The sequence below is a fragment of the Sphingomonas plantiphila genome, assembly GCF_046000505.1.
In the GTDB taxonomy this organism is placed as follows: Bacteria; Pseudomonadota; Alphaproteobacteria; order Sphingomonadales; family Sphingomonadaceae; genus Sphingomonas; species Sphingomonas plantiphila.
In genome coordinates this window covers 1,344,472-1,367,500 of record NZ_JBELQC010000001.1, presented here as the reverse complement: position 1 = coordinate 1,367,500, position 23,029 = coordinate 1,344,472, and the positions used below count along the sequence as shown (strand labels likewise).

The following is a 23,029-nucleotide window of genomic DNA, read 5'->3' as shown; positions in this document are numbered from 1 at the left end:
AATTCATCCCGGCGCTGAACGAGGTCGCCTTCTCAGCCTATGCGCGCATGCAGGATGATGCGGCGGGTACCGCCATTGCCTTCACCCGTTCGGTTCGCCTCATCATGGTCGTTGCCATGCCCTTCTACCTCGGCCTCGCGACCACGGCCGACCCGCTGGTCCATGTGGCGCTGGGCGAGAAGTGGCTGGAGGCAGGCCCGATCGTCCACATTCTTGCACTGGCGATGCCGTTCATGACGCTCCAGGTACTGTTCGCGCCCGCCACCGACGCGCGCGGGCGGCCCGGGCTGGGAGCGCAGAACGCCGCGATCGGCGCCTTGTTGCTCCCGGTCGCGTTCGTGGTCGGCGTGCGCTGGGGAGTTATCGGGCTCGCCTGGGCCTGGGTCGCGATCTGGCCGTTGTTCCTGCTGCTGACCGCGGGGCGCAGCCTGCCCGTGATCGGCCTGTCATGGCGGGACCTGGTCGCAGCGGTGATGCCGCCGGTCGCCGCGGCGGTCGCGATGGCGCTGATCGTCGCGCTGGTCGATCGCGCGCTTCCACCGCTCGGCGCCTTGGCACACCTGCTGACGCTCGTGGCATGCGGAGCCGCGGTCTATGGCGCATGGCTCTGGCTGTTCGCGCGCGCGACGGTCAACGACGCGATCGCGACGATCCGCCGCTGACCCGACAGCGGCAGCGCCGTGCTACGCGGACTGGATATAGGCGCGCATCTGGTTCGCCTCGCTTTCGATCCGCTCGATCCGGTACTTCACCAGATCGCCGATCGATACGAACCCCAGCAATGCGCCGCTTTCGACTACCGGGAGGTGACGGATGCGACGCTGCGTCATCAACGACAGCGCTGCGAGCACCGGCTGGTCGCGTGTCACCGTGATTGCCGGGGCGGTCATCACCATCCGCACCTGCGTATCGAGCGCCCCGGCCGCATCCCGGTTAAGGCAATGGATGACGTCGCGTTCGGAAAAGATTCCGACGACGACGCCGCCCTCCATCACCGGCACCGCGCCGATTCGCTTTTCCGCGAGGAGGCGGACGGCGTCGTGCACCGTCGCATCCCCCGCGATCGAAATGACATCCTGCCCCTTCCCGCCCAGGATCGCCGCGATGGTCATCGCCAGTCTCCTTTGTCCTGTTGAGGCGGTTGAGACTCCCACGATTCGTCCCCAAATGAAAGGGGATGAAACCCGATCTCGACAATCCCGATTATGCCCGCCTCGCCTGGGGCCGCTATCGCCGCATCTTCGGCATCGTCGCGGCGACGGCGTTCGTGTCTGCCATCGTCGCCGTGGTCGGACTCTATGTCGCGGTCGGGGAGTTCCAGATCCACGCCTCGATCGCCATGGCGATCGGCATCGGCCTGTCCGTACTGCTCGGCGGCGCGCTGATGGGGCTGGTGTTTCTCAGCTCCGGTACCGGCCATGACGAACGCGCCCGGGATGCGACGCGCGATCGGCAGGAGCCCTAGCGCGGACGGGGCGGCGGCAATGTGACGCGGTAGGTCATCGTCTGCGACCCGTTCGCCGGGACCGTCACCGCCCATAAATTGCGACCGTCCTTCGTGGACAGCTTGACGCTCGCGTCGCTCATCAGCGGCGGGTCGATATCGAAATCCCCCTCGAACCGCACCGCGAACGGGTTGGCGTTGCGCACGGTCAGTTCGAAGTCGTGCCGGGTCTGGTCCTGCCGGACCTTCTTATGCTCGACCGTAACATTGGCGGTCGCGTCGAACTTGATCTCGACATCCTCGCCGATCGCCTTGTCGTCGGTCGACGATTCGTCGATCAGCAGCGATCGCGACCCCAGCTTCTCGAACAGCGCGACCGGACCCGCAGGCAATGGCAGCCCCAGCCCGTCGCGCGTCTTGTTGACCGCGCGCAGCATGATCTGCGGGCGACCCGCGCCATAAAAGCTGATCTCCGCCCCATAGACGATCCGGACCGGCACCGCGTCCTTCGCCAGCATCGCCACCTGCTTTTGCGATTTCGCCGCGACGGTGGTGCGGTCGGGAATGCGATAGGCCTTGAGGTCGCCGAGATCCTCCTGCTCCGCCATGCGCACACGCGCTCCAGTCACGACGATCGCCTCCGCTCGCGCCGAGGGTGGTGCCATTGCAGCGGGCGGCGGGGGTGGCGGCGGAGGGGCAGGTGGCGGGGGCGGCGGTTCGGGATCGGCCAGATAGCAGCGGAACTCGAACGTCTCGTTGGTTTCGAACGGATTGCGGGTGCGCCCGGTCGTGCGGTTGACCTTCCCGGCCACGACCATCGTCTCGGCATCGACGAAACTCGTCATGTCGGTGCTTGCGAGCGTCACCCAGGCAAACAGGTCGGCCGTCCGCGCACCGACGCCGGTGCCGCCTCCATCGCGCAAGGTCGCAACATAATTGGCCTGCCAGTCGAACCCCCAGGCGAGGTAGGACAGCGTGATCGTTGCGGTTCCGCCCTGCGGCGATTCGGTTTCGACCGACAGGGTCGGTTTGGCGGAGAGCCCCGGCGGCACGCCGTCATAGCTAATCGCATCTTGGGTCGGGCCGCAGTTCAGCACTTCGATCCCGCGCTCGGTCTCGACGATCGCCGCGCCGTCGGGGCCCGAGCGGATGATCGCCCGCTCCTCCACCGTCTCACCATCGCGCGTCCGGCGCAGCGTGACCGGCCGCGCATAGCCGCGACTGTAAAGGCTCGCGGCGGAGAGCAGGTCGCCGTCCAAATTCTTTTCCCGCACCCCGGCGGGCAGTCCCGTCACGATCGCGCTTTCGGGCAGGATGCCGGACGCGACCCCCTCGAACCGGATTACCGCCCGCCCACGGGGAATCGTCACGGTGCGCGTTTCGGTGATCAGGGCATAGCCGCCCAGATAAGACAGGCTTATCTTGTCGTCGGCATCGCGAAACGGCGCGCGATAGATGGTGACCGCCACCGCATCCGGCGCGGCGGAGGTCTGCACGTCCTGCGTATGCGCTACGCCCGCCCCGGCGAGCAGCGCAGGGATCAGCGCAAGGACAGGCAGCCGCACCGGCCGCGCCTCAATAGCGGGTTTCGAAGGTCGCGGTGACACTCGCCTCGCCATTGGCGGGGACGCTCACCTTCCACAGCGCCTCGTCGGCGTTGACGCGTTCGCTCTTCTGCGTCTCGTTGAGGATCCGCGTATCCTTCCACCAGCTGTCGAGGCCGCCCTGCGACAGTTCGACCACCACCGGCTCCGCCTTGGCGTTGGTCAGCGTATAGACCATCGTCGTGCGCCATTTGGTGCTGCTCACCCGCTCGCGCGTCTGCACCACCGCCTTGACCTTCACATCGAACGCTTCGCCCGTCTTGATCGCGATGCGTGAGCCCATTGGGGTGTGGGGGATTGCGTTTTCGCCGATGAACTGGGGCGCTCCGCGCGCGTCGCGCATGTAGATGCGTACGGTTCCGGCCGGCAGCGCGTCGCCCAGCCCGCCTTCGGCAGACGAGGAGAAGCGCAGCACTGTGTCGACGCTGCGCGCCTGATCCTGGCGGCCGAGCCAGGGGTTGCGATAGGCATAGGCCTTGGCCGCCGGTGCCCCTGCGACGTCGAGGAAGCTGACCTGCTTCTGCTGGCGTTCGGCGATCGTGACGCGACCCGCGATCGGGTAGACATAGAAGTCGCCGATGCGCTCACGCCCGGCCGTCTCCGTGCCGGGTTCCATCGCCGCACCCATGCCGCGCCCGCCGCCGCCGACCTGGCCCGCCACGAGCAATGTGTTGGCGTTGCTGTAGGTCGTGCCGCTGCGGTTGGTGAGCGTCAGCCAGCCCTGCACGTCGATCTTGCCGGCCTTTTCGTCGAACAGCGCGACATAGTCGGACTTCCAGCCCATGCCGTAGGTCAGATAGCTGAGCGTCACCGGGCGCGACCCGCCCGAATCCGCGTCGAGCGTCACCGACAGCGTCGGCCGCGCCCGCAAGCTGGGCGGCAGCGACGGGAAGATCACCCGGTCGTCCTTGCCCAGCACCTCGATCCGCCCGCCGATCTCGACCACGGTGCCGTCATTATAGGCGAGCACCTTCGCGGGCAGGCTCTGACCGCCGCGCACGATGGTGACATTCTGGCCGACCGCCTTTTCCATCAGCGATTCGGGGGTCAGCAGGTCGAAATCGAAATTCTGCTCGACAATGGTCGCGCCGGGCGCGGCGATGGTGACCGTCTCCGGGCGGATCTGAGCCGAGACGTCGGGGAAATCCTGCTTCGATTTCCCGGCGGGTAGCCTGAGCTCGCGCTTGTCCTGCACCAGCGCCAGATTGTTGTTGTAGATGGTGACCGCGACATCGCCCTGGGCCGACTGGGCCATCACCGGCGACGCCAGCATCGATCCCGATAGCGCGACTCCCGCCGCAAGCGCCAAGGTCAACCGCCGCATCGCACTCCCCTTCGATCTGGTGCGTGCAGCATCCCCAGCCCGGCGGGCATGTCAACGGTCAAGACGGCAGAGAAACGAAAAGGCCGACCCGTAAGCTACGGGCCGGCCTCAATTTCTTCGACGGTATCGCGCCGCTTATTCCGCGGCGGCGGCCTCGCCTTCGCCCTTCTTCACGCGGCGGCGGCGCGGCTTGGGCTCGACGACTTCGACAACCTCGCCCTCGACGCCGAGCGCGGGAGGCAGCACGGCGGCGATGTCGCCGCCATCGTCGGTCACGCCTTCCTCACGACGCGGACGACCGCGCCGCGCGCGACGGGGTGCTTCGTCCTCGTTCGCAGCAACGGGAGCCTCTGCCTCGTCGTTCTGCACCGCGCGATCGTCGTTGCGGCGCGGCCGGTCCTCGCCCCGGGGCCGTCGCTGCTCGCCACGCGCGCGCGGCTGATCGTCGCGCGGCTGGCGCTCGCGGCGGCCGTCCTGATCGCGGTCGCGTCCGCGCGAACGGTCGTTGCGATCGGAGCGATCCTCGCCCTCGTCGCCGGCCTCACCCTCGTTGCCGCGGGCGCCTTCCTCGTTGTCGAAATCCTCATCGTCGCCGTCGAACTCTTCGCGCTGGCGGCGCTGTTGCGGATTCTGCTCCTCGAAGCGCGAGCGCGTTTCGGCCAGCACGCGGAAATAGTGATCCGCGAACTGGAGATAATATTCGGTGTTCACCCGGTCGCCGGCCATCTGGGCGTCGCGCGCGAGATTCTTGTATTTCTCGAGCAGCTGCGCGGCATTGCCACGCGCGCGGTTATCGATGCGGTTGCCCTGGTTGGGGTTGCCGCCGCCCTGCTGGCGCTGGCCACCACGGCCACGACGGCGACCGTTGTTCGCCTGACGATTGTTCATCAACGTCTGTGTGTCCTGTCCTTACTCATCCGCCATCGGTCGAAACAGCGATCCCGGAAGCGTGTTACACCGCGCGCCGCGCCGGTTCTTTGAACCGGAACGGCTCCCCGCATGGCTGCCGGACAATCAGCAGCGCGCATGCCTTGATTTGGTCAGGCTAACCTTTTCAACGATTTAGGTTGCAGGTGCCTTCCCCGGGGACATCTGTAGCCCGCGCGGCAACAATCTCCAAGCCCTATATTGGATCGACGCAGCGATAGTTCAATTTCGCGGCATTTTTGCCGCGATGGCGCGCGGGCGCCCGCCGAGATCATGGTGGAGCACAGGATCGAGCCCCACGCGACGCATCAACGCCGACACGGTTTCGCCTTGCGTCCAGCCGATCTCGACCAGTGCAATGCCGCCGGGCGCGAGCAGCCGGGGCAGATCGGGGATGATCCGGCGATAGTCGTCGAGGCCATCGGTTCCGGCGAACAGCGCGGCGGGCGGTTCATGGTCGCGCACCTCCGGCCCCAGTTCCTCGGCCGTGCCGATATAGGGCGGGTTGCACAGGATCAGGTCGAACCGGCCGGAGATGCCGGTCGCCCAGTCGCCGCGCCGCAGCTCCACCCGTTCCGCGATACCCAAAGTCTCGGCGTTGCGCCGCGCATAGGCGAGCGCGGTATCGGAGGCATCGACGCCGACACCCGTCGCCTCCGGCCACTCCGCCAGCGCCGCCAGCACGAGCGTTCCCGGCCCGGTGCCCAGGTCCAGCACCCGCTTCGGACCGTCGCTGCCGGCGAAATGCGCCACCGCTGCCGCGATCAGCGTCTCGCTATCCGCGCGCGGCACCAGCACGCCGGGGCCGACTGCAACCTCGATGCTCCAGAAGCCCCGCGAGCCGGTGATATAGCCGACCGGTTCGTGGGCGATGCGGCGCGCGACCAACGCGTCGAAGCCGGCCGGGGGGGGATCGTTGAGATACTTGAGCAGCAAGTCCTGATGCGAGACGTTCAGGGCGTGGGCCATGAGCAACTCGGCATCGAGCCGCGGGGTGGCGGATTGAATGCGGGTGGCTGCGTCGGCGATGGCGGCGCGGACGGTCGGCGTGCTCACTCAACCACCCTTGTCACCCCGGCCTCGTGCCGGGGTCCACCGAACGTCGAGGTGCGAAGCGAAAGGCTTGCGTGTCGGAAGCGGGGCACCGTGGACCCCGGCACAAGGCCGGGGTGACCGAATTTGGAACAGCCTGGCATTGCGCGGCCGGGCGCGACCGACATCGGACAGCCGCCCCGCGATCACGAATCCAGCGAAGCCAGCCGCTCCGCTTCATCCTCGGCGATCAGCGCGCCGATGAGTTCGTCCATCTGGCCTTCGAGGATTTCGGGCAGGCGGTGCAGCGTCAGGTTGATGCGGTGATCGGTCACGCGGCCCTGCGGGAAATTATAGGTGCGGATCCGCTCCGACCGGTCGCCCGATCCCACCATCGACTTGCGCGCGCCCGACCGCTCGCTCGCCAGCCGCTCGCGCTCCAGCTCGTAGAGGCGGGTGCGCAGCACCTGCATCGCCTTGTCGCGATTCTTGTGCTGGCTGCGCTGGTCCTGCTGGATCACGACGAGCCCGGTCGGGATATGCGTCAGCCGCACCGCCGAATCGGTGGTGTTGACGTGCTGGCCGCCCGCCCCGCTCGCGCGATAGATGTCGATGCGCAGATCCTCGTTGCGGATCTCGACATCGACCTCTTCGGCTTCGGGCAGCACGGCGACGGTCGCGGCGGAGGTGTGGATGCGTCCGCCGCTTTCGGTCACGGGCACGCGCTGGACGCGGTGGACGCCGCTTTCGAACTTGAGCCTGGCGAACACGCCCCTGCCCGCGACGCTGGCAACGACTTCCTTGTAACCTCCGGCCTCCGACGTGCTGGCGGAGATGAGTTCGACCTTCCACCCCTGGGATTCGGCGTAGCGGGTGTACATGCGCAGCAAGTCGCCCGCGAACAGCCCGGCTTCGTCCCCGCCGGTCCCGGCGCGGATTTCGAGCATCGCGGCGCGCTCGTCCGCCGCGTCGCGGGGGAGCAGCGAGAGGGCGAGGGCATGTTCGGCGCGCTCCAGCGCGGCCTCGTTCTCGCGCAGTTCCTCGCCCGCCATCGCGCGCAGTTCGGGATCGGCCTCGCGCGTCATCGCCGACAGGCTCATCGCCTCGGCGCGCAGGCGGCGGACTTCACCGGCGGCGGCTGCGACCGGCTCGAGCTCGGCATATTCCTTGGACACCGCGACGAAGCGGTCCGACGGCAGATCGCCGGTCGCCATCATCGCCGACAGCTCGTCGCGCCGCGCCTCGATCTGCGCGATCCGCTCGGGGGAGATGCGGGTCATGGGGCGCGACCGATGCCGTCAAGACCGCCTGCCAGAACGCTCAGATAGTCCCACCCCTTTTTGCCTTCCGCAGCTTCGAGGTCACTCAGCTTACGTTTCACCTGTGTGCCGGTGCGAAGGCTACGCACGATGAGTTCTTCGGCGGCTAGTTCATCCTCACCCACGATGACGGCGAAACGCGTTCCAGCCGCGTCAGCGCGCTGCATGCGCTTCTTTAGATTGCCGCGAAACGCCATATCGCAAATCTGGCCGCTGCGGCGGAAGCGCGCGACCAAAGCGGTGCAAAGCTGTTCGGCGGCGGTGCCAACGGGAATGACCGTGATGAGCGGCGTCTGAACTGCCGGCTCCGCCAGCAACATCCCCAACCGCTCGATCCCGGCGGCCCAGCCCACGCCCGGCGTCCCTGGCCCGCCAAGGTTCCCGATCAGCCCGTCATAGCGCCCGCCGGCCAGTACCGTGCCCTGCGCGCCCAGCCGGTCGGTGACGAATTCGAACGCGGTGTGGCGGTAATAGTCGAGCCCGCGCACCAGCCGCGCATTGCGCGTCCACGCCACTCCAGCGGCGTCCAGCCCGCTCGTCACCGCCTCGAAAAACGCCCGCGCTTCATCGGTCAGATAGGCATCGATATCCGGCGCCGAATCCGCAATCGGTCGGTCGCGCGGGTCCTTCGAATCGAGGATGCGCATCGGATTCTTCTCGAGCCGCGTCAGGCTGTCCTCGGACAGCTCGCCGCGATGGGCCTCGAAATGCGCGACCAACGCGGCGCGCCACGCCTCGCGCGTCTCGGCGTCGCCCAGCGTGTTGAGCTGGAGCGTCACGCCCTCGGCGATCCCCAGCTCCTTGAGCAGCTGGTCGGCCATGGTCAGCAGCTCGACATCGGCCTGCGGTTCCGCCGCCCCGATGATCTCGGCGTCGATCTGGTGGAACTGACGGTACCGCCCCTTTTGCGGCCGTTCGTAGCGGAACACCGGGCCGTGCGTCGTCAGCTTGAGCGGCGCATATTGCTGCCACCCCTCGGTAATGTACGCCCGGCAAATCCCGGCCGTGAACTCCGGGCGCAGCGTCAGTAGCTCGTCGCCCCGGTCGGGGAAGGTGTACATTTCCTTCGACACCACGTCCGACGTCTCGCCCATGCTGCGTGCGAAGACGTTGGTCGCCTCGAACACCGGAACCTGCACCTGCTGGAAGCAATAGAGCCGGCGGACATGCTCGAACGCCTCGACCACGCGGGCGAAGCGGCGCTGTTCGTCGCCGAAGATGTCCTGCGTGCCACGCACGCGGCGGGGGGGTTCGATCCGTGCCATGTGGGGCGGCTCTCTATTGGCTAGGGGGCCGGAAGGGAAGATTGTTCACGCACCGGCCCCTTTCGACTATAGGCCCGCGCCATGAGTGCCACCCCCAAGACCTATCACGTCAAATCCTTTGGCTGTCAGATGAACGTCTATGACGGCGAGCGCATGGCCGAGCTGATGGCGGCGCAGGGCATGACCGCCGCTGCGGATGCCGACAGCGCCGACCTCGTCGTGCTCAACACCTGTCACATCCGCGAGAAGGCGACCGAGAAGGTCTATTCGGACATCGGGCGGCTGCGGAAGAATGCGCGGCTGGCCGACCGGGCCAATCCGATGATCGCGGTTGCGGGCTGCGTCGCGCAGGCCGAGGGGGAAGAGATCGCGCACCGCGCCAAGGTGGACGTGGTGGTGGGTCCGCAGGCCTATCACAACCTGCCCGATCTGGTCCGCCAGGCGTCGGCGCGCGGGCGGGCGATCGACACCGACATGCCCGCGATCGCCAAGTTCGGCGCGCTCCCGGCGCGGCGCAAGACGGGGCCGACGGCGTTCCTGACGGTGCAGGAAGGGTGCGACAAATTCTGCACCTATTGCGTCGTGCCGTACACGCGCGGCGCCGAGGTGAGCCGGCCGTTCGATGCGATCGTCGACGAGGCGAAGGCGCTGGTTGACGCGGGGGCGCGCGAGATCACGCTGCTCGGCCAGAACGTCAATGCATGGGACGATGATGCCGGCACCGGGCTGCACGGGCTGATCGCGGCGCTCGACCGGATCGAGGGGCTGGCGCGCATCCGCTACACCACCAGCCATCCCAACGACATGAAGGAAGGACTGATCCGCGCGCATGCGGAGGTCGAGAAGCTGATGCCGTTCCTGCATCTGCCGGTGCAGGCGGGCAATGACCGCATCCTGAAGGCGATGAACCGGTCGCACACGCGCGAATCGTACCTGCGCATTCTCGAGCGCGTGCGGGCGGCGCGGCCCGATATCGCGCTGTCGGGCGACTTCATCGTCGGCTTCCCGGGCGAGAGCGAGGCGGAGTTTCGCGATACGCTGAGCCTGGTCGACGCGGTGGGCTATGCCCAGTGCTTCAGCTTCAAATATAGCCCCCGCCCCGGCACCCCGGCGGCGGAGATGGACGGCGCGGTCCCCGAAGCGGTGATGGACGACCGCCTCCAGCGCCTGCAGGCCGCGCTCAACCGCGATCAGGCCGCGTTCAACGCCGCCAGCGTCGGAAAGACGTGCGAGGTATTGATCGAGCGCGCCGGAAAGCTGCCGGGGCAGATGCTGGGCAAGTCGCCCTGGCTGCAATCGGTGCACCTGATGACCGATGCCGCGATCGGCGATCTGGTATCCGTGCAAATCGAAAGCGCGGGGCCCAATTCGCTGGCGGGAGTCGCGATTTAGGGTCGGCCGGGCCGGCGGGTCCGGCCGGTGCGTCGCTCCGGAATGGCGCGAACCAGGTCCATTCTGGAGATTACCGCCGTCCGAACGCGGCAATGTGGGGTATTCCGGGTCGCCTCGACCGGAGCCTGCAATGGACGTCACCTTCACCTGCCGACGCTGCGGCAGCAAGCATGTCACGCGCGATGCCTGGGCCGAATGGAACGAGCAACGTCAGGAATGGGCGCTCAGCGCCGTGTTCGACTATGCATTCTGCCACAGTTGCGCGAAGCCGACGCAATTGGACGAGACGGGGATCGGGGCGCCGCAATAGGCTGTGGCTTTCCTGTCCGGCACCTACCGGTTGCTGCTATGCGGCAAACCGAATGGTTACGACGCCGGTCCGCAATTCCCCTTGATTGCGCCGGGGCGTCCAACGCCGTTAGCTAGACGGGTCCGCTCGCCGCGCGATTCCCGTAATGGCCGAGCTGCGCTGTCTTTTACGGCCCGGGAGTTGCCGCATGTCGTATCGCACCGCCCCGCTGAAGGGCGGCCCGCATGGGTGAAAATGGATTTCCCCTGTCGCTGCCCTCGTCGCAGGAGGCCTGCGCGGTCATCGGCCAGGAGTTTCGGGTTCGCGGCGGCTCCGAGGATCACGGGGTGCTGTTGCTGGAAGAGGTGAAGGCGGAGCGCTCGCGCGCCGCCTCTACCGCATGGCGCATGCCCTATTCGATGTTTCTTCGCGGGCCGTCGGGCGAGTCCCTACCTCAGGGCATCTATACGCTGTTCCATCCCGCCTTCGGCCCGCTGTGTCTCTATCTCGTTCCGCGGAGCCGAGAGCTGCGCACCGGCGCCGTCCGGTACGAAGCCGTATTCGACTGAAGCGGGGGCCCTAGCGCCCGAACAGCCGCCCGATCACGCTGCGGTCCTTCAGGATTTCGCGCGCCGCATTATGCCCCGGCGCCCCGGTCACGCCGCCGCCCGGATGCGTGCCGGCCCCGCACAGATAGAGGCCGGCAATCGGCGCGCGATAGTCGCCATGCCCCAGCACCGGACGCGCCGCCCACAGCTGATCGAGCGACATGCGCCCGTGGAAGATATCGCCGTCGATCAGGCCGAACTTGCGCTCGAGATCGGTGGGCGAATGAATCTGGCGCGCGATGATCGCGTCGCGGAAATTGGGGGCGTGCTGCGTCACCGTGTCGATGATGTCGTCCGCCGCCGCCTCACGCTCATCGTCCCAACTGCGCCCATTGGGCAGGACGGGGGCGAAATGCTGGCAGAACAGGCTGGCGACATGCGCGCCCGGCGGCGCGAGGCTGTCGTCGACCGTGGACGGGATCGTCATCTCCACCACCGGCGCGTTCGACCAGCCATAGCGCACCGCGTCGGCATGGGCCTGATCCATATAGTCCATGGTCGGGGCGATGATGATGCCGCTGCGGTGGTGCTCGGCGTCGTTGCCCGGCAGCACGGTGAAATCGGGTAATTCGGACAGGGCGACGTTCATCCGGAAGCTGCCCGATCCGGTCTTGAAGCCCGCGATCCGCCTGCGGAAATCGGTGTCGAGGTCGGCCGGGTCGACCAGTTGCCGGAACAGCAGCGCCGGGCCGACATTGGCGACCACCGTCTTCGCCGCGATCTCCTCGCCCCCTGCCAGCCGCACCCCGGCGGCGCGGCCATTGTCGACCAGCACGCGGTCGACCGGCGCCTCCAGCCGGATCACCGCCCCGGCCTCCCGCGCTGCATCGGCCATCATGCCGGTGATGGCGCCCATTCCACCGACCGGATGGCCCCAGGCGCCCTTCTTTCCGTTCACCTCGCCGAATACATGGTGCAGCAGCACATAGGCCGATCCGGGCGCCGACGGCCCGGCATAGTTGCCGACGACGCTGTCGAAGGCGAACGCCGCCTTGACGTGCGCATTCTCGAACCAGCCGTCGAGAAATTCGCGCGCGGACTGGACGAACAGCGCCAGCGCGTCGCGCTGTGCCGCGATCGGCAACGCGGCGACCTGCCGCCCCTGCGCCGCCGCCGCCAGCAGCGCGGCGATGCCGCCCCCGGCATTGGGCGGCGTTCTGAGCGCCATGGCGCGCAGCAGATCGGCGACCTGTTCCAGCGCCGCCTCATACCCGTCGAGCGCCGCCGCATCCTTCGCCGAGAAGCGGGCGAATTCGGCGCGCGTCCGCTCCGCGCCGCCGCCGAGCTTGAGATAGTCGTTGTCGAACGGGAAGAAATTGGAGACCGGGCGTTCGATGACGCGGTAGCCGCGCTGCGCCAGCTTCATGTCGGCGATGACTTTGGGCTGGAGCAGGCTGACCGTGTAGCTGGCGGCGGAATTGCGGAAGCCGGGGTGAAATTCCTCGGTCACCGCCGCCCCGCCGACCACGTCGCGCCGTTCGACGACGCAGACCTTGAGACCCGCCCGGGCGAGGTAGAAAGCGCAGGTGAGGCCGTTATGGCCCGCGCCGATCACGACCGCGTCGAACCGTGCGGTCATGCCTTCAGGCGTCGGGCATGCCAGGCGACATGATCGGGCATGAAGGTCGAGATGAAATAATAGCTGTGATCATAGCCCGGCTGCATCCGCAGCGTGAGGTCGATGCCCGCCGCCGCGCAGGCGTTGGCGAGCAATTCGGGCTTTAGCTGATCGGTCAGGAACGGATCGGCATCGCCGACATCGACCAGCAGTTCGCCGAGCCGGTGACCGTCGGCGATCAGCGCGCAGGCATCATAGGGTCGCCAATCCTGACGATTTTCCCCCAGATATCCCCCCAGCGCCTTTTCACCCCAAGCGCATTCGAGCGGTGCCGCGATCGGCGCGAAGGCACTGACCGAGCGGAACCGGTCGGGGTTGCGCAGCGCGATGGTGAGCGCGCCATGCCCGCCCATCGAATGGCCGGTAATCCCCTGGCGGGTCAGGTCGGCCATCGGAAACTCCCGCAGGATCAACGCGGGCAGCTCGTCCTCGATATAGGAGCGCATCCGGTAATGCGTCGCCCACGGCTCCTGCGTCGCATCGACATAGAAGCCGGCGCCCTTGCCGAAATCATAGCCATCGTCGTCCGGCACATCGTCGCCGCGCGGCGAGGTATCGGGGGCGATCAGGATCACGCCCTGTTCGGCGCAGGCCTGGCGATACTCGCCCTTTTCGGTGACGTTGGCATGGGTGCAGGTGAGGCCGGACAGGTACCACAGCACCGGCAGCCGCGTGCCTTCGTCATGGTCGGGGACGAACACCGAGAAGGTCATCGGCGTACCCGTCACGGCGGAGGCGTGGCGATAGACGCCCTGCACCCCGCCATGCGCGCGATTGGTCGATACCGTCTCGATGGTCATCTGCTTCGCCTCGCTCAGTCGGCCTTGGGCACGCGGTACATCGCGCACACCTTGTTTCCGGCGGGATCGCGCAGATAGGCGAGGTAGAGCGCGCCGAACGCATTCTCGCGAATGCCCGGCGGGTCCTCGATCGCGGTGCCGCCATGGGCGAGTCCCGCCGCGTGCCAGGCATCGACCTGTTCCGAACTGTCCGCCGCGAAGCCGATCGTCCCGCCATTGGCGTGGCAGGCGGGCTGACCGTCGAGCGGCTTGCTCAGCATGAACACGCCGCCATTGTGCATGTAGAAGGCGCGCCCCTTCGGATCGACGCTGCCGGCCCGCGCGCCGAGCACGCCGAGCGTCGCATCATAGAATGTCTTGGACGTTTCGACGTCGTTAGCGCCGAGCATGACGTGGCTGAACATGAGACTTACTCCGGCAACTGGCAAAAAGCGCAGATCTTGTTCCCGTCGGGGTCGCGCAGATAGGCGCCATAGGCCTTGCCCGGCGCATTCGGGCGGTGGCCGGGCGCCCCCTCGTCGGTGCCGCCATGGGCGAGCCCGGCGGCATGGAACGCGTCGACCGCGTCCTTGTCCTTTGCGGCAAAGCCGATCGTGCCGCCATTGGCGTGTTGCGCCGGATTGCCGTCCGCCGGCGTGCCGACGCCAAATGCGCCCTGCTCGCCGCGATAGAAGATGCGGGTGCCGGCGTCGAAGCCCGGCGCATAGCCGAGCGCGCCCAGCACGCCGTCATAGAATGTCTTCGCCTTTGCCGGGTCGTTGGTGCCGACCATCAGATGCGTAAACATGCGTCCCCTCCTGTGTTCAATAGACCACGACGCTACGGATCGACTCGCCCGCATGCATCAGGTCGAACCCCTTGTTGATGTCCTCCAGCCCCATGACGTGGGTGATCATCGGGTCGATCTCGATCTTGCCGTTCATGTACATGTCGACGATCTTGGGCACATCGGTGCGCCCCTTGGCGCCGCCGAACGCGGTCCCGCGCCAGTTGCGGCCGGTAACGAGCTGGAACGGGCGGGTGGCGATTTCCTTGCCCGCCTCGGCCACGCCGATGATGATGCTGGTGCCCCAGCCGCGATGGCACGCCTCCAGCGCGATACGCATCACATCGGTATTGCCGGTCGCGTCGAACGTATAGTCGGCGCCGCCATCGGTCATCGCGACGATCCGCGCCACGACATCCTCACGGCTCATGCCGCGCGAGTTGAGGAAGTCGGTCATGCCGAACTTGCGGCCCCACTCCTCGCGGTCGGGGTTGATGTCGACGCCGATGATCTGGTTGGCGCCGGCGAGGCGCGCGCCCTGAATGACGTTGAGGCCGATGCCGCCCAGTCCGAACACCACGACGTTGTCGCCGACCTGTACCTTGGCGGTATTGATCACCGCGCCGACACCGGTGGTGACGCCACAGCCGATATAGCAGCTCGACTGGAACGGCGCGTCCTCGCGGATCTTGGCGACCGCGATCTCGGGCAGCACGGTGAAGTTCGAGAAGGTCGAGCAGCCCATATAGTGGAAGATCGGCTGGCCCTTGTAGGAGAAGCGCGTCGTCCCGTCCGGCATCAGCCCCTTGCCCTGCGTCGCGCGGATCGCGGTGCACAAGTTGGTCTTACCCGATAGGCACGACTTACACTGGCGGCATTCGGGGGTGTAGAGCGGGATGAGATGATCGCCCGGCACGACGCTGGTGACCCCGGCGCCGACCTCGCGCACGATCCCTGCGCCTTCATGCCCGAGCACGCTGGGGAAGATCCCCTCGCTGTCGAAGCCGTCGAGCGTATAGGCATCGGTATGGCAGATGCCGGTCGCCATGATCTCGACCAGAACCTCGCCCGCCTTCGGCCCTTCAAGGTCCAGTTCGACGATCTCCAGCGGCTTCTTCGCTTCGAACGCAACGGCGGCACGGGTCTTCATGCGGGTCTCCCTTGGAATTGGCCCCCTCATGGCGCAGCGCCGCGCGCGTTTCCACCCCGCACGACGCAAAGTCGGTTGCCCTTTATGCGGCGCTCGGCACAAGAGAGGCATGACCGATCCCGGATCGCGCACGCGCGGCTTGTCCCGTGCAGATGCCCGTGCCTTCATCCAGGCCTTTGCCGCCCATGCTGGCCGGAAGGGCATCGCCGCCATGGCGCTCGTCGCGGCGGGAGCCGTGCTGGAAGGGCTGGGGCTGGTGCTGCTGGTGCCGATCATCGGGCTCGTGCTCGCCCCCACTCAGGCGGGAGGCTGGGTCGCGACGCTGATCGGCGGGGACGCGAAGGCGCATCTGACCCTGCTGCTGGCCGGGTTTCTCGGCGTGATGATCGTGCGCGCACTCATGCTGCGTTGGCGCGATATCGCGTTGTTCGAGCTGCAGAACCGGTTCACGCTCGGCTTGCGCTCCAATCTGGTGAGTGCGCTTGCCGAGGCGCGGTGGGAACGGCTCGCCCGACTGGAACATGCGCGCGTCACCAGCCTGTTGATGGCCGATATCGGGCGAATCAGCAGTGCCTCGCACTTCCTGGTCCAGTCGTCGGTGTCGCTTGCGATGCTGGCGATCCAGCTGGTGATCGCTCTGACGCTCGCGCCGCTGTTCGCACTGGCTGCGCTCGCCGCGCTGGTGCTTGCGGGGGTGCTGATGCGCCGCGCCGGCCCGAACAGCGCCCTGCGCGGCGCCAGGATGGTGGAAGCCAATCGCGCGCTGATGGGCAGCGCCAGCGGCTTCCTGGGCGGACTGAAGGCGTCGGCCGCGCAGGGCGCAAGTCAGCGCTTCGCAGGCGAATTCGACGTCGCGCAACGCGGAGTCGCGACCGAACAGCGCCGGTTCATGCGCTCGCAGACCAATACCCGCACGATGCTCTCGATCGCGACCGCCCTCGCGGCGGCCGGCGTCGTCGCCGGCGGGGTGTTCGCCGGGCTGACGGCGCCCGTGCTGATCGCACTGATCGTGATCTTCGCGCGGATGGCACCGCTGGGGATTCAGCTGCAGCAGGGCGCGCAGCAGCTTGTCTATAACGGCGCCAGCTATGCCGCGTTGCGCGCTGCCGAAGACGAACTGCGGCACGATGTTCCCATGCTGACAAACGCCGAAGCGCTCCCTCCCGGCGCGATCGAGGTCGCGAGCGTCAGCTATCACCATGGCACGGGCGGGGGTGGGGTCGCCGATGCGAGCCTGCGAATCGAACCGGGCGAGATCATCGGGATCGCCGGACCTTCGGGAGGCGGCAAGACGACGCTGATCGATCTCGTCTCCGGCCTTCTGACCCCGCAATCGGGCGCGATCACCGTCGGCGGCGTCCCGTTGAGCCGTTCGGGCTGGGGCAGCGCGGTCGGCTATGTTCCGCAGGACGGGTTCCTGTTCCACGACAGCGTGCGGCGCAACCTGTGCTGGGGCGATCCGGGATGCGACGACGCGGCCATCCATCGCGCGCTTGCGGTGGCGGACGCGACGGCGCTGGTCGCGCGGATGCCGCACGGGCTGGACACGATCGTCGGCGAGCGCGGCGCGCTGCTCTCGGGCGGGGAGCGTCAGCGGCTGTCGATCGCACGCGCGGTGCTGGGCGAGCGGCGGCTGCTGATCCTCGACGAGGCGACTGCCGCGCTCGATCCGGACAGCGAGGCGCGCATTCTGAACCGGCTGGCCGCCCTCTCCCCGCGCCCGACGATCCTCATCGTCGCGCATCGCGCCGAGACGCTGGGGCGCTGCCCGCGCGTGATCCAGGTGGCGGACGGCAGGGTCCGGGAGAAGCCGCGGGCCGTGCCGGTCAGATAACCTCCATCTCCGCCTTGTAATGGTGCCAGGCAAGGATCGCGGCGGCCCCGCGGTGCGGACGCCACGGCTCGGCGATGGATCGGGTCAGCTTTTCCGACGGTCGCTCGGCATGGCCCATGATTCGCCCGATCTCGATCTGCACCGCCAGATCGCCCGCCGGCCAGATATCGACGCGGCCCTCGGCGAACAGCAGATAGATCTCCGCCGACCAGCGACCGATGCCCTTGACCTTGACGAGCTGGGCGATCGCCTCCTCGTCGTCGGCGGGCAGTGCGGTGAGGTCGAGCCGTCCGCTCGTCACCTCCTCGGCGAGGCTGCGGGCATAGCTCGCCTTCTGGCGCGACAGGCCCGCGGCGCGCAACTGTTCGTCGGTGGCGGCGGCGACGATCGCGGGGCGGGTGAGGTCGCCCAGGCCTGCCGACAGCTTGTTCCAGATCGATGCGGCCGCGGCCACGCTCACCTGCTGTCCGACGATGGTGCGCAGCAGGGTTTCATAGCCCGGCGCGCGGATCCGCGGTTCCGGATAGCCGACCCGCGCCACCGCCGCGCCGATCAGCGGCTCGATCGCGGCGATCGCGTCGAGCGACGTGCGCAGCTGCTCTTTGCTCAGTCCCATCCTGCGAATCCTTGAAAGCGGCGGCGTTCCCCGGCATGGGCGCGGAACACGAAGGAGAAGATCATGCCCAAGCTTATCGTCGTCACGCGCGAAGGAGAAGAACGCGAAGTCGAGGGCGAAGTGGGCCTGAGCGTCATGGAAGTGATCCGGGACAACGGGTTCGACGAACTGCTCGCCCTGTGCGGCGGCTGTTGCTCGTGTGCGACGTGCCACGTCCATGTCGACCCGGAATTTGCGGCCAAACTGCCTGCGATGAGCGAGGACGAGAACGACCTGCTCGACAGCTCGTCGGATCGCAACGAAACGTCGCGCCTGTCGTGCCAGATCCAGTTCACCACCGCGCTCGACGGGCTGAAGGTGACGATCGCCGCCGAAGACTGACGCGGGCGGCAGCGTCGCGATTCAGGGTTTCGGCGCGATCCGGATGACCGCCATCGGCGCGTCCTTGCTGAGCGGGGTCGCCTTCCAGCTTACCGTCCGCCGCGCGCCGTCGGTCCGGGCGCCGTCCTCGTTGTTCTGACTGACCAGCTCACCGTCGGTAATCAGCGTGAAGGTGCCGTCGAGCTTCGCCTTGGCCCCGCCGGACTTGCTCTCGCCCGGCGAATCATTGTCGCCGAAGGCCGGCGCCTTGATCCGCACGGTATCCGCCCCGCGCAGTTCGATCACGACGAAGGGGAAGATCACTTCCGCGTCGAGGTTGTACGGCCACAAGAAAGTGTGCGTCAGCTTGCCGCTGATCTGATAGTCGATCAGGAACACGCCATCGCCCTTGTACTGGACCGAGCGGTATCCGGCCTCCTTGGTCAGCGCTTCGGCGATTGCCTTGAACTTCGCCTCTTTCTTCGCGACCTCCTCGGCATCGTCCGAGTCCTCGTCAGGGGCGCCGGTCTCGGGCGCGGCGTCGTCGTCCTGCCACGCTGCATCGCGCATCAGCGCGGCCGTGGTCTTCTTTTCCTCCGCATCGTCGCCCTGGCCCAGGCCCTTGAACGCATCGCCCATTCCCTTGGCCATTTCGCCGGCCAGGTCGACCGCGATCACTTCGCCCTGATAGCTGTAGGTGAAGCTGCGATCGGCGAGGATCGTGAGGGTCGAGGTGAACTTGCCGGGGCTGAACGCGCAGCCGATCAGCAACATCGGCGCCGCGAGCGCGAGCGCCAGGCCCTTGATCCGGTGGAACATCCTTACCCCCTTTTGCTGCACCCGATCGCAGGGATCAGCGCGAAATTGCCGCATAGAGCGCGATCGCCGCGGCGTTGGACACGTTGAGGCTCTCGACCTTCGGAGAGATCGGCAGCCGCGCGAGTTCGTCGCAATGCGCCGCGGTGTTCTGGCGCATCCCCTCGCCCTCGGCACCCAGCACCAGCGCGGGGCGGGTATCGCCCATCACCTCGCCCAATGTCCCCTTCGCCTCGCCGGTCAGGCCGATTCGCCAGAAGCCGGCCTCCCCGATCTCGTCCAGCGCGCGGGCGAGGTTGACCACGCGAACCCATGGCACGAGCTCGAGCGCTCCGGATGCGGCGCGCGCGAGCGATCCCGATTCGGGCGGCGCATGACGATCCTGGGTGACGATGCCGAGCGCGTCGAACGCGGCGGCCGAGCGCAGGATCGCGCCGACATTGTGCGGATCGGTGATATGATCGAGCACCAGCAGCGGGCGCCGGTCCTCTGCCCCCTGCTCCAGCAGATCGCCCAGCCAGATCTCCTCCAGCGGATCGACCTCAATCACCAGGCCCTGATGCGGCGCGTCGGTGGGCACCATGCGCGCCAGATCGGCGACATCGGCGAAGGTGATCGGCAGCACGGGCGGCAATTGCAGCGCCGCCAGCGCCTCACGCGTCCCCCAGACCTTGCGCACCCGGCGCTCTGGATTGGCCAGTGCCGCAGTCACGGCATGACGACCCCAGAAACGGGGGCGGTTACTGTTCGATCCGGCGGAGGGGCGATGCCCGCGTCTTGGCTTTTGGCTCACGAAAAGACGCTAGGCGGCGCGAAAGCGGGGCGCAAGCCGTTGACAGCGGCGCCCCGCTTCGGCAATGGCGCCCACTCGCTTCGGCGTGCCGCATGGAAGGGTGGCCGAGTGGTTAAAGGCAGCAGACTGTAAATCTGCCCGCGTGAGCGTACACTGGTTCGAATCCAGTCCCTTCCACCACCACCCCCGGGCAGGCGGATCAGACTTGATCCTCGCCCGGCTGATATGTCAGCCGCCGGGTTCCCGATCGCCGCATCAACCAATCCCATGCACGCTGCCGCGCGATATTGCGCGTGCGCCGTTGATCGCGTTCGGCGCGGCGTACGCCCCGACGCCAACGCCGCAGTGCGACGCCGCACGCGCTCACGACTGCGAGCGCAGGTACCAGCGCCCAGCCATAGGCCAGTATCAAGTCACGATATTCCACGGTGCGAATCCCCCCGAATCCGCGGCAAATCTACCGCGCCGCAACATGGCCGTAAATGGGGAACCGTTCAGATGCAGAGAACGGCTGGAGGTAGCGGGAATCTAAAAAATCCAGCAAGTATCTGAATTATAAAAATATATTCTGAGGCGCTGCGAAATGAGCCCCCATTCTGGTCCCCGGCAGGCTCCGCTGCTTTTCGAGAATAGTTAGATTCCTCAGCAACTTCGACTCAAAAAAATACGGCGGAGCTTTGCGCGAATATCCCGGCACATGAATAGTGGCGTTTCGCGCTGGTCGCGCGACCGCGCTCTATGGCGCATAGCACCACCGAGCCCCTTCGGGTCTCGTCCCGTTCGGGTAACGATCGCGAACGCGGGCGGCGTCTGCGCGCCGCTTGAAGCGGAACGCGGTTGTGATTGGGCGTGCGCTGGCGCACTTCTGCGAAGCCGCCAAGGTCCGCAGCGTCTTTGTTCGTCGCGTGGCACACTCGATCCGGCCGGAGGGCGCGGCGGCGGCTGGCGCACAGCTGCGCGCGCACGCCGCCACGACGGCCGTCCGGATTCGAGGGTGCATGTTTGTGGGCTCCTGGCGGAGCGGCAAGCTCGCTGCGCTTGGATGCTGCGGTCATCGCGTTGCGCTGGCGTTTTTGGTCTCGGCCGCGGCGAAGGGGGGTGGGCGTCGCTGCCTTCTAGTCCCGCCGCGGCGGGCCGCAACCCGCTGCGCTGGTCCTCCTCTTCGTTCCGGCCTTCGGTGCCGCCCGCCTCCCATCGGCGGGACTGCCAGTCCGCTCCTTGCCGCCCACCCCCCTTCGCCGGGGCCGGTGCGGTTCAGGAAGAAGGAGTGGACCCATGGAACTCAAGCATATCGACCTCGCCAACCTGTCTGTCTCGACCGCCAATATGCGGGGTGTGAAGAAGGTGCCAGACCTCACCAATATCCTGCCCTCTGTACGGGCGCGCGGGGTGCTGGTCCCTCTGATCGTGCGGCAGAACGGATCGCCTGACACCTATGAGATCGTCGCGGGCAAGCGGCGCTATCACGCGGCGCTCGCGGTTGCCGAAGAAGGCGGCGGCGGTGACGCACTCCCGTGCGCGATTATGGACGCGGGAGACGACGCGGCGGCGCTTGAAGCCTCGCTGATCGAGAACATTGCGCGGCTCGATCCCGACGAGGTGACGCGGTGGGAGACGTTCACCCGATTGATCCGCGAGGGGCGCAGCCCCGAGGATATCGCGCTCACCTTCGGGCTGACCGAAGTGCAGGTGAAGCGCACGCTTGCGCTCGGCAATCTGTTGCCCCGCATCCGCAACCTCTACCGCCACGAGCAGATCGACGCGGTGACCGTCCGTCACCTGACCCTTGCCAGCAAGGCGCAGCAGCGCGACTGGCTGGCGCTGGTCGATGACCCGGAGCAGCGCGCGCCGGTCGGGCAGCAGCTCAAATCATGGCTGTTCGGGGGAACGTCGATCCTGTGCGACGCAGCGCTGTTCGACCTTTCCGACTACAAGGGCGAGATCGTATCGGACCTGTTCGGCGACGAGCGCTATTTTGCCAGTGTCGAGGCATTCTGGACCGCGCAGGAAGCTGCAATCGCCGCGCGGGTCGAAGCCTATCGCGAGGCCGGATGGAGCGAGGTCGTTGTGCTGGAACGCGGCGACTATTTTCACAGCTGGGAACATGAGCGGCGGTCCAAGAAACAGGGCGGCAAGGTGTTCATCAGCATCGGGCATAGGGGCGATGTCACTTTCCACGAAGGCTATGTCACCACCAAGGAAGCGCGAAAGCTGGAGCGGGGCGAAGCGGTCGAAAAGCCTACCCGGCCCGAGGTCACGGCCACCTTGCAGGACTATATCGACCTGCACCGGCATGCGGCGGTGCGCGCCAAGCTGGTCGATGCGCCGGGCATAGCTTTGCGCGTTACCGTTGCGCACATGATCGCCGGATCGCCGCTCTGGAATGTGCGCGTCGAGCCGCAGCGCGCGGCCTCCGATGCGGTCACCGAGAGCGTCGAGGTCAGCGCCAGCGAGGCGGCATTCGATGCCAAGCGGCGCGCGGTAATCGCGTTGCTCGGGTTCGATCCCGAGGCACCGACGGTGACCGGTGGAAACGAGGCTAGCACTACCGCGCTGTTCGCCAAGCTGTTGCCGGTCGACGACATGCAGCTGTTGTCGATCCTCGCTATCGTTATGGCTGAAACGCTCGACGCGCGCAGCGACATGGTGGACCTGCTGGGCCAGCATCTGGCGGTCGACATGGCCCCGGTGTGGGAGGCCGACGATCCCTTGCTTGACGCGGTCCGCGACCGCGAGGTGCTGGGTGCAATGGTCGAGGAAGTGGCGGGCAAGTCCGTCGCCGAGGCCAACGCCAAGGAAAGCGGCAAGGTACTGCGCACCATCCTCAAGGATTGCGTGACCGGCTCGAACGGGCGCGCGAAGGTCGAGAGCTGGGTACCGCGTTGGCTGCGCTTCCCGGCATCGGCCTACACGCCGCGCGGCGGGGTCGGCTCGGTGCGGAGGTCGGCTGCGGTGGCGGCGCTCATCGCGTCGGAGGTTAAGGCCGATGACCGTGTGGAGACGGTGGAAGCCGCTTCGCCCGAAGCCGACGAGCCGCAGACCGCGCAGCTTCCCGAAGCCGCATGACCATCC

23 protein-coding genes and 1 tRNA gene (1 of these 24 cut by a window edge) are annotated in these 23,029 nt (G+C 67.2%); 9 read left to right on the top strand and 15 right to left on the bottom strand.

The features are described from left to right. Positions 1-662, top strand: the final stretch of a protein-coding gene (locus ABS767_RS06490; protein WP_408077541.1) for a lipopolysaccharide biosynthesis protein. It extends 808 nt beyond the left edge of the window; the window shows 662 of its 1,470 coding nt (coding positions 809-1,470); the start codon falls outside the window, past its left edge; its stop codon occupies positions 660-662. Between the two features lie 21 nt (positions 663-683). Here ABS767_RS06490 and ABS767_RS06485 read toward each other — a convergent pair whose 3' ends face one another. Further along, positions 684-1,112 (bottom strand): CBS domain-containing protein, encoded by a 429-nt coding sequence (locus tag ABS767_RS06485; protein WP_408077540.1) that lies wholly within the window; start codon positions 1,110-1,112, stop codon positions 684-686. Between the two features lie 65 nt (positions 1,113-1,177). On the opposite strand from ABS767_RS06485, the gene ABS767_RS06480 reads away from it, so the two are divergent. Then, positions 1,178-1,465, top strand: coding sequence for a hypothetical protein (locus ABS767_RS06480; RefSeq protein WP_408077539.1), 288 nt, complete (start codon positions 1,178-1,180; stop codon positions 1,463-1,465). Here ABS767_RS06480 and ABS767_RS06475 read toward each other — a convergent pair. The 6 genes from ABS767_RS06475 to hisS all read right to left on the bottom strand — a co-directional run bounded on the left by ABS767_RS06475 (position 1,462) and on the right by hisS (position 8,915). After that, entirely contained in the window at positions 1,462-3,009 is a 1,548-nt protein-coding gene (locus tag ABS767_RS06475; RefSeq protein ID WP_408077538.1) for a DUF4139 domain-containing protein, read from the bottom strand. The two genes, ABS767_RS06480 and ABS767_RS06475, sit on opposite strands and share 4 nt — an antisense overlap. Before the next feature lie 10 nt (positions 3,010-3,019). Beyond that, on the bottom strand, positions 3,020-4,372 hold the full coding sequence (locus ABS767_RS06470; RefSeq protein WP_408077537.1) for a DUF4139 domain-containing protein: 1,353 nt from the start codon (positions 4,370-4,372) through the stop codon (positions 3,020-3,022). Positions 4,373-4,507: 135 nt separating this feature from the next. Beyond that, positions 4,508-5,260, bottom strand: a complete 753-nt coding sequence (locus ABS767_RS06465) for a DUF4167 domain-containing protein (protein WP_408077536.1) — start codon at positions 5,258-5,260, stop codon at positions 4,508-4,510. A gap of 261 nt (positions 5,261-5,521) precedes the next feature. Continuing rightward, complete coding sequence (gene prmC, locus ABS767_RS06460; protein ID WP_408077535.1) at positions 5,522-6,355, bottom strand: peptide chain release factor N(5)-glutamine methyltransferase; 834 nt, start codon at positions 6,353-6,355, stop codon at positions 5,522-5,524. Between the two features lie 182 nt (positions 6,356-6,537). After that, positions 6,538-7,611 (bottom strand): peptide chain release factor 1, encoded by a 1,074-nt coding sequence (prfA, locus tag ABS767_RS06455; RefSeq protein WP_408077534.1) that lies wholly within the window; start codon positions 7,609-7,611, stop codon positions 6,538-6,540. Then, positions 7,608-8,915 (bottom strand): histidine--tRNA ligase, encoded by a 1,308-nt coding sequence (gene hisS / locus ABS767_RS06450; protein WP_408077533.1) that lies wholly within the window; start codon positions 8,913-8,915, stop codon positions 7,608-7,610. Before hisS ends, prfA begins: the two co-directional genes overlap by 4 nt. 81 nt (positions 8,916-8,996) lie before the next feature. Here hisS and miaB point away from each other — a divergent pair, with 81 nt between their 5' ends. The 3 genes from miaB to ABS767_RS06435 all read left to right on the top strand — a co-directional run bounded on the left by miaB (position 8,997) and on the right by ABS767_RS06435 (position 11,165). Next, positions 8,997-10,307, top strand: coding sequence for a tRNA (N6-isopentenyl adenosine(37)-C2)-methylthiotransferase MiaB (miaB, locus tag ABS767_RS06445; protein ID WP_408077532.1), 1,311 nt, complete (start codon positions 8,997-8,999; stop codon positions 10,305-10,307). A gap of 130 nt (positions 10,308-10,437) precedes the next feature. After that, positions 10,438-10,617 carry a hypothetical protein gene (locus tag ABS767_RS06440; RefSeq protein WP_408077531.1) on the top strand — a complete coding sequence of 60 codons (180 nt, stop codon included), beginning with the start codon at positions 10,438-10,440 and terminating at the stop codon, positions 10,615-10,617. Positions 10,618-10,841: 224 nt separating this feature from the next. After that, entirely contained in the window at positions 10,842-11,165 is a 324-nt protein-coding gene (locus ABS767_RS06435) for a DUF6916 family protein (RefSeq protein ID WP_408077530.1), read from the top strand. A gap of 10 nt (positions 11,166-11,175) precedes the next feature. On the opposite strand, the gene ABS767_RS06430 is transcribed toward ABS767_RS06435, so the two are convergent. Genes ABS767_RS06430 through ABS767_RS06410 form a run of 5 tightly spaced genes read right to left on the bottom strand, consistent with a single transcriptional unit; the run spans position 11,176 to position 15,538 of the window. Next, positions 11,176-12,783, bottom strand: coding sequence for a phytoene desaturase family protein (locus ABS767_RS06430; protein ID WP_408077529.1), 1,608 nt, complete (start codon positions 12,781-12,783; stop codon positions 11,176-11,178). Further along, the gene (fghA, locus tag ABS767_RS06425) at positions 12,780-13,622 is read right to left on the bottom strand and encodes an S-formylglutathione hydrolase (RefSeq protein WP_408077528.1); all 843 of its coding nucleotides are present in this window, start codon (positions 13,620-13,622) and stop codon (positions 12,780-12,782) included. The genes ABS767_RS06430 and fghA overlap by 4 nt, the downstream gene beginning before the upstream one ends. A gap of 14 nt (positions 13,623-13,636) precedes the next feature. Beyond that, entirely contained in the window at positions 13,637-14,026 is a 390-nt protein-coding gene (locus tag ABS767_RS06420; RefSeq protein ID WP_408077527.1) for a VOC family protein, read from the bottom strand. 5 nt (positions 14,027-14,031) lie between these two features. After that, entirely contained in the window at positions 14,032-14,409 is a 378-nt protein-coding gene (locus ABS767_RS06415) for a VOC family protein (protein WP_408077526.1), read from the bottom strand. A gap of 16 nt (positions 14,410-14,425) precedes the next feature. Continuing rightward, the gene (locus tag ABS767_RS06410) at positions 14,426-15,538 is read right to left on the bottom strand and encodes an S-(hydroxymethyl)glutathione dehydrogenase/class III alcohol dehydrogenase (protein WP_408077525.1); all 1,113 of its coding nucleotides are present in this window, start codon (positions 15,536-15,538) and stop codon (positions 14,426-14,428) included. 109 nt (positions 15,539-15,647) lie between these two features. On the opposite strand from ABS767_RS06410, the gene ABS767_RS06405 reads away from it, so the two are divergent. Continuing rightward, positions 15,648-17,372, top strand: a complete 1,725-nt coding sequence (locus ABS767_RS06405) for an ABC transporter ATP-binding protein (RefSeq protein ID WP_408077524.1) — start codon at positions 15,648-15,650, stop codon at positions 17,370-17,372. On the opposite strand, the gene ABS767_RS06400 is transcribed toward ABS767_RS06405, so the two are convergent. After that, on the bottom strand, positions 17,365-17,988 hold the full coding sequence (locus ABS767_RS06400) for a DNA-3-methyladenine glycosylase family protein (protein ID WP_408077523.1): 624 nt from the start codon (positions 17,986-17,988) through the stop codon (positions 17,365-17,367). The genes ABS767_RS06405 and ABS767_RS06400 overlap by 8 nt on opposite strands. 63 nt (positions 17,989-18,051) lie before the next feature. On the opposite strand from ABS767_RS06400, the gene ABS767_RS06395 reads away from it, so the two are divergent. Beyond that, on the top strand, positions 18,052-18,369 hold the full coding sequence (locus tag ABS767_RS06395; protein ID WP_408077522.1) for a 2Fe-2S iron-sulfur cluster-binding protein: 318 nt from the start codon (positions 18,052-18,054) through the stop codon (positions 18,367-18,369). A 21-nt stretch (positions 18,370-18,390) separates the two neighbouring features. Here the strand turns inward: ABS767_RS06395 and ABS767_RS06390 are convergent, their stop codons facing one another. Both ABS767_RS06390 and rlmB read right to left on the bottom strand, forming a co-directional pair. Then, the gene (locus ABS767_RS06390) at positions 18,391-19,167 is read right to left on the bottom strand and encodes a hypothetical protein (protein WP_408077521.1); all 777 of its coding nucleotides are present in this window, start codon (positions 19,165-19,167) and stop codon (positions 18,391-18,393) included. 34 nt (positions 19,168-19,201) lie between these two features. Then, entirely contained in the window at positions 19,202-19,957 is a 756-nt protein-coding gene (gene rlmB / locus ABS767_RS06385) for a 23S rRNA (guanosine(2251)-2'-O)-methyltransferase RlmB (RefSeq protein WP_408077520.1), read from the bottom strand. Positions 19,958-20,051: 94 nt separating this feature from the next. On the opposite strand from rlmB, the gene ABS767_RS06380 reads away from it, so the two are divergent. After that, positions 20,052-20,137 (top strand) — tRNA-Tyr (locus tag ABS767_RS06380). A 1,095-nt stretch (positions 20,138-21,232) separates the two neighbouring features. Continuing rightward, positions 21,233-23,023, top strand: coding sequence for a ParB/RepB/Spo0J family partition protein (locus tag ABS767_RS06375; RefSeq protein ID WP_408077519.1), 1,791 nt, complete (start codon positions 21,233-21,235; stop codon positions 23,021-23,023). Positions 23,024-23,029: the final 6 nt, after the last annotated feature.

Coding starts and splice junctions, on each gene's coding strand:
- ABS767_RS06485 (WP_408077540.1), bottom strand. CDS start 1,112: ATGACCATCGCGGCGATCCTGGGCGGGAAGGGGCAGGATGTCATTTCG.
- ABS767_RS06480 (WP_408077539.1), top strand. CDS start 1,178: ATGAAACCCGATCTCGACAATCCCGATTATGCCCGCCTCGCCTGGGGC.
- ABS767_RS06470 (WP_408077537.1), bottom strand. CDS start 4,372: ATGCGGCGGTTGACCTTGGCGCTTGCGGCGGGAGTCGCGCTATCGGGA.
- ABS767_RS06465 (WP_408077536.1), bottom strand. CDS start 5,260: ATGAACAATCGTCAGGCGAACAACGGTCGCCGTCGTGGCCGTGGTGGC.
- prfA (WP_408077534.1), bottom strand. CDS start 7,611: ATGACCCGCATCTCCCCCGAGCGGATCGCGCAGATCGAGGCGCGGCGC.
- hisS (WP_408077533.1), bottom strand. CDS start 8,915: ATGGCACGGATCGAACCCCCCCGCCGCGTGCGTGGCACGCAGGACATC.
- miaB (WP_408077532.1), top strand. CDS start 8,997: ATGAGTGCCACCCCCAAGACCTATCACGTCAAATCCTTTGGCTGTCAG.
- ABS767_RS06440 (WP_408077531.1), top strand. CDS start 10,438: ATGGACGTCACCTTCACCTGCCGACGCTGCGGCAGCAAGCATGTCACG.
- ABS767_RS06435 (WP_408077530.1), top strand. CDS start 10,842: ATGGGTGAAAATGGATTTCCCCTGTCGCTGCCCTCGTCGCAGGAGGCC.
- ABS767_RS06430 (WP_408077529.1), bottom strand. CDS start 12,783: ATGACCGCACGGTTCGACGCGGTCGTGATCGGCGCGGGCCATAACGGC.
- fghA (WP_408077528.1), bottom strand. CDS start 13,622: ATGACCATCGAGACGGTATCGACCAATCGCGCGCATGGCGGGGTGCAG.
- ABS767_RS06420 (WP_408077527.1), bottom strand. CDS start 14,026: ATGTTCAGCCACGTCATGCTCGGCGCTAACGACGTCGAAACGTCCAAG.
- ABS767_RS06415 (WP_408077526.1), bottom strand. CDS start 14,409: ATGTTTACGCATCTGATGGTCGGCACCAACGACCCGGCAAAGGCGAAG.
- ABS767_RS06410 (WP_408077525.1), bottom strand. CDS start 15,538: ATGAAGACCCGTGCCGCCGTTGCGTTCGAAGCGAAGAAGCCGCTGGAG.
- ABS767_RS06405 (WP_408077524.1), top strand. CDS start 15,648: ATGACCGATCCCGGATCGCGCACGCGCGGCTTGTCCCGTGCAGATGCC.
- ABS767_RS06400 (WP_408077523.1), bottom strand. CDS start 17,988: ATGGGACTGAGCAAAGAGCAGCTGCGCACGTCGCTCGACGCGATCGCC.
- ABS767_RS06395 (WP_408077522.1), top strand. CDS start 18,052: ATGCCCAAGCTTATCGTCGTCACGCGCGAAGGAGAAGAACGCGAAGTC.
- ABS767_RS06390 (WP_408077521.1), bottom strand. CDS start 19,167: ATGTTCCACCGGATCAAGGGCCTGGCGCTCGCGCTCGCGGCGCCGATG.
- ABS767_RS06375 (WP_408077519.1), top strand. CDS start 21,233: ATGGAACTCAAGCATATCGACCTCGCCAACCTGTCTGTCTCGACCGCC.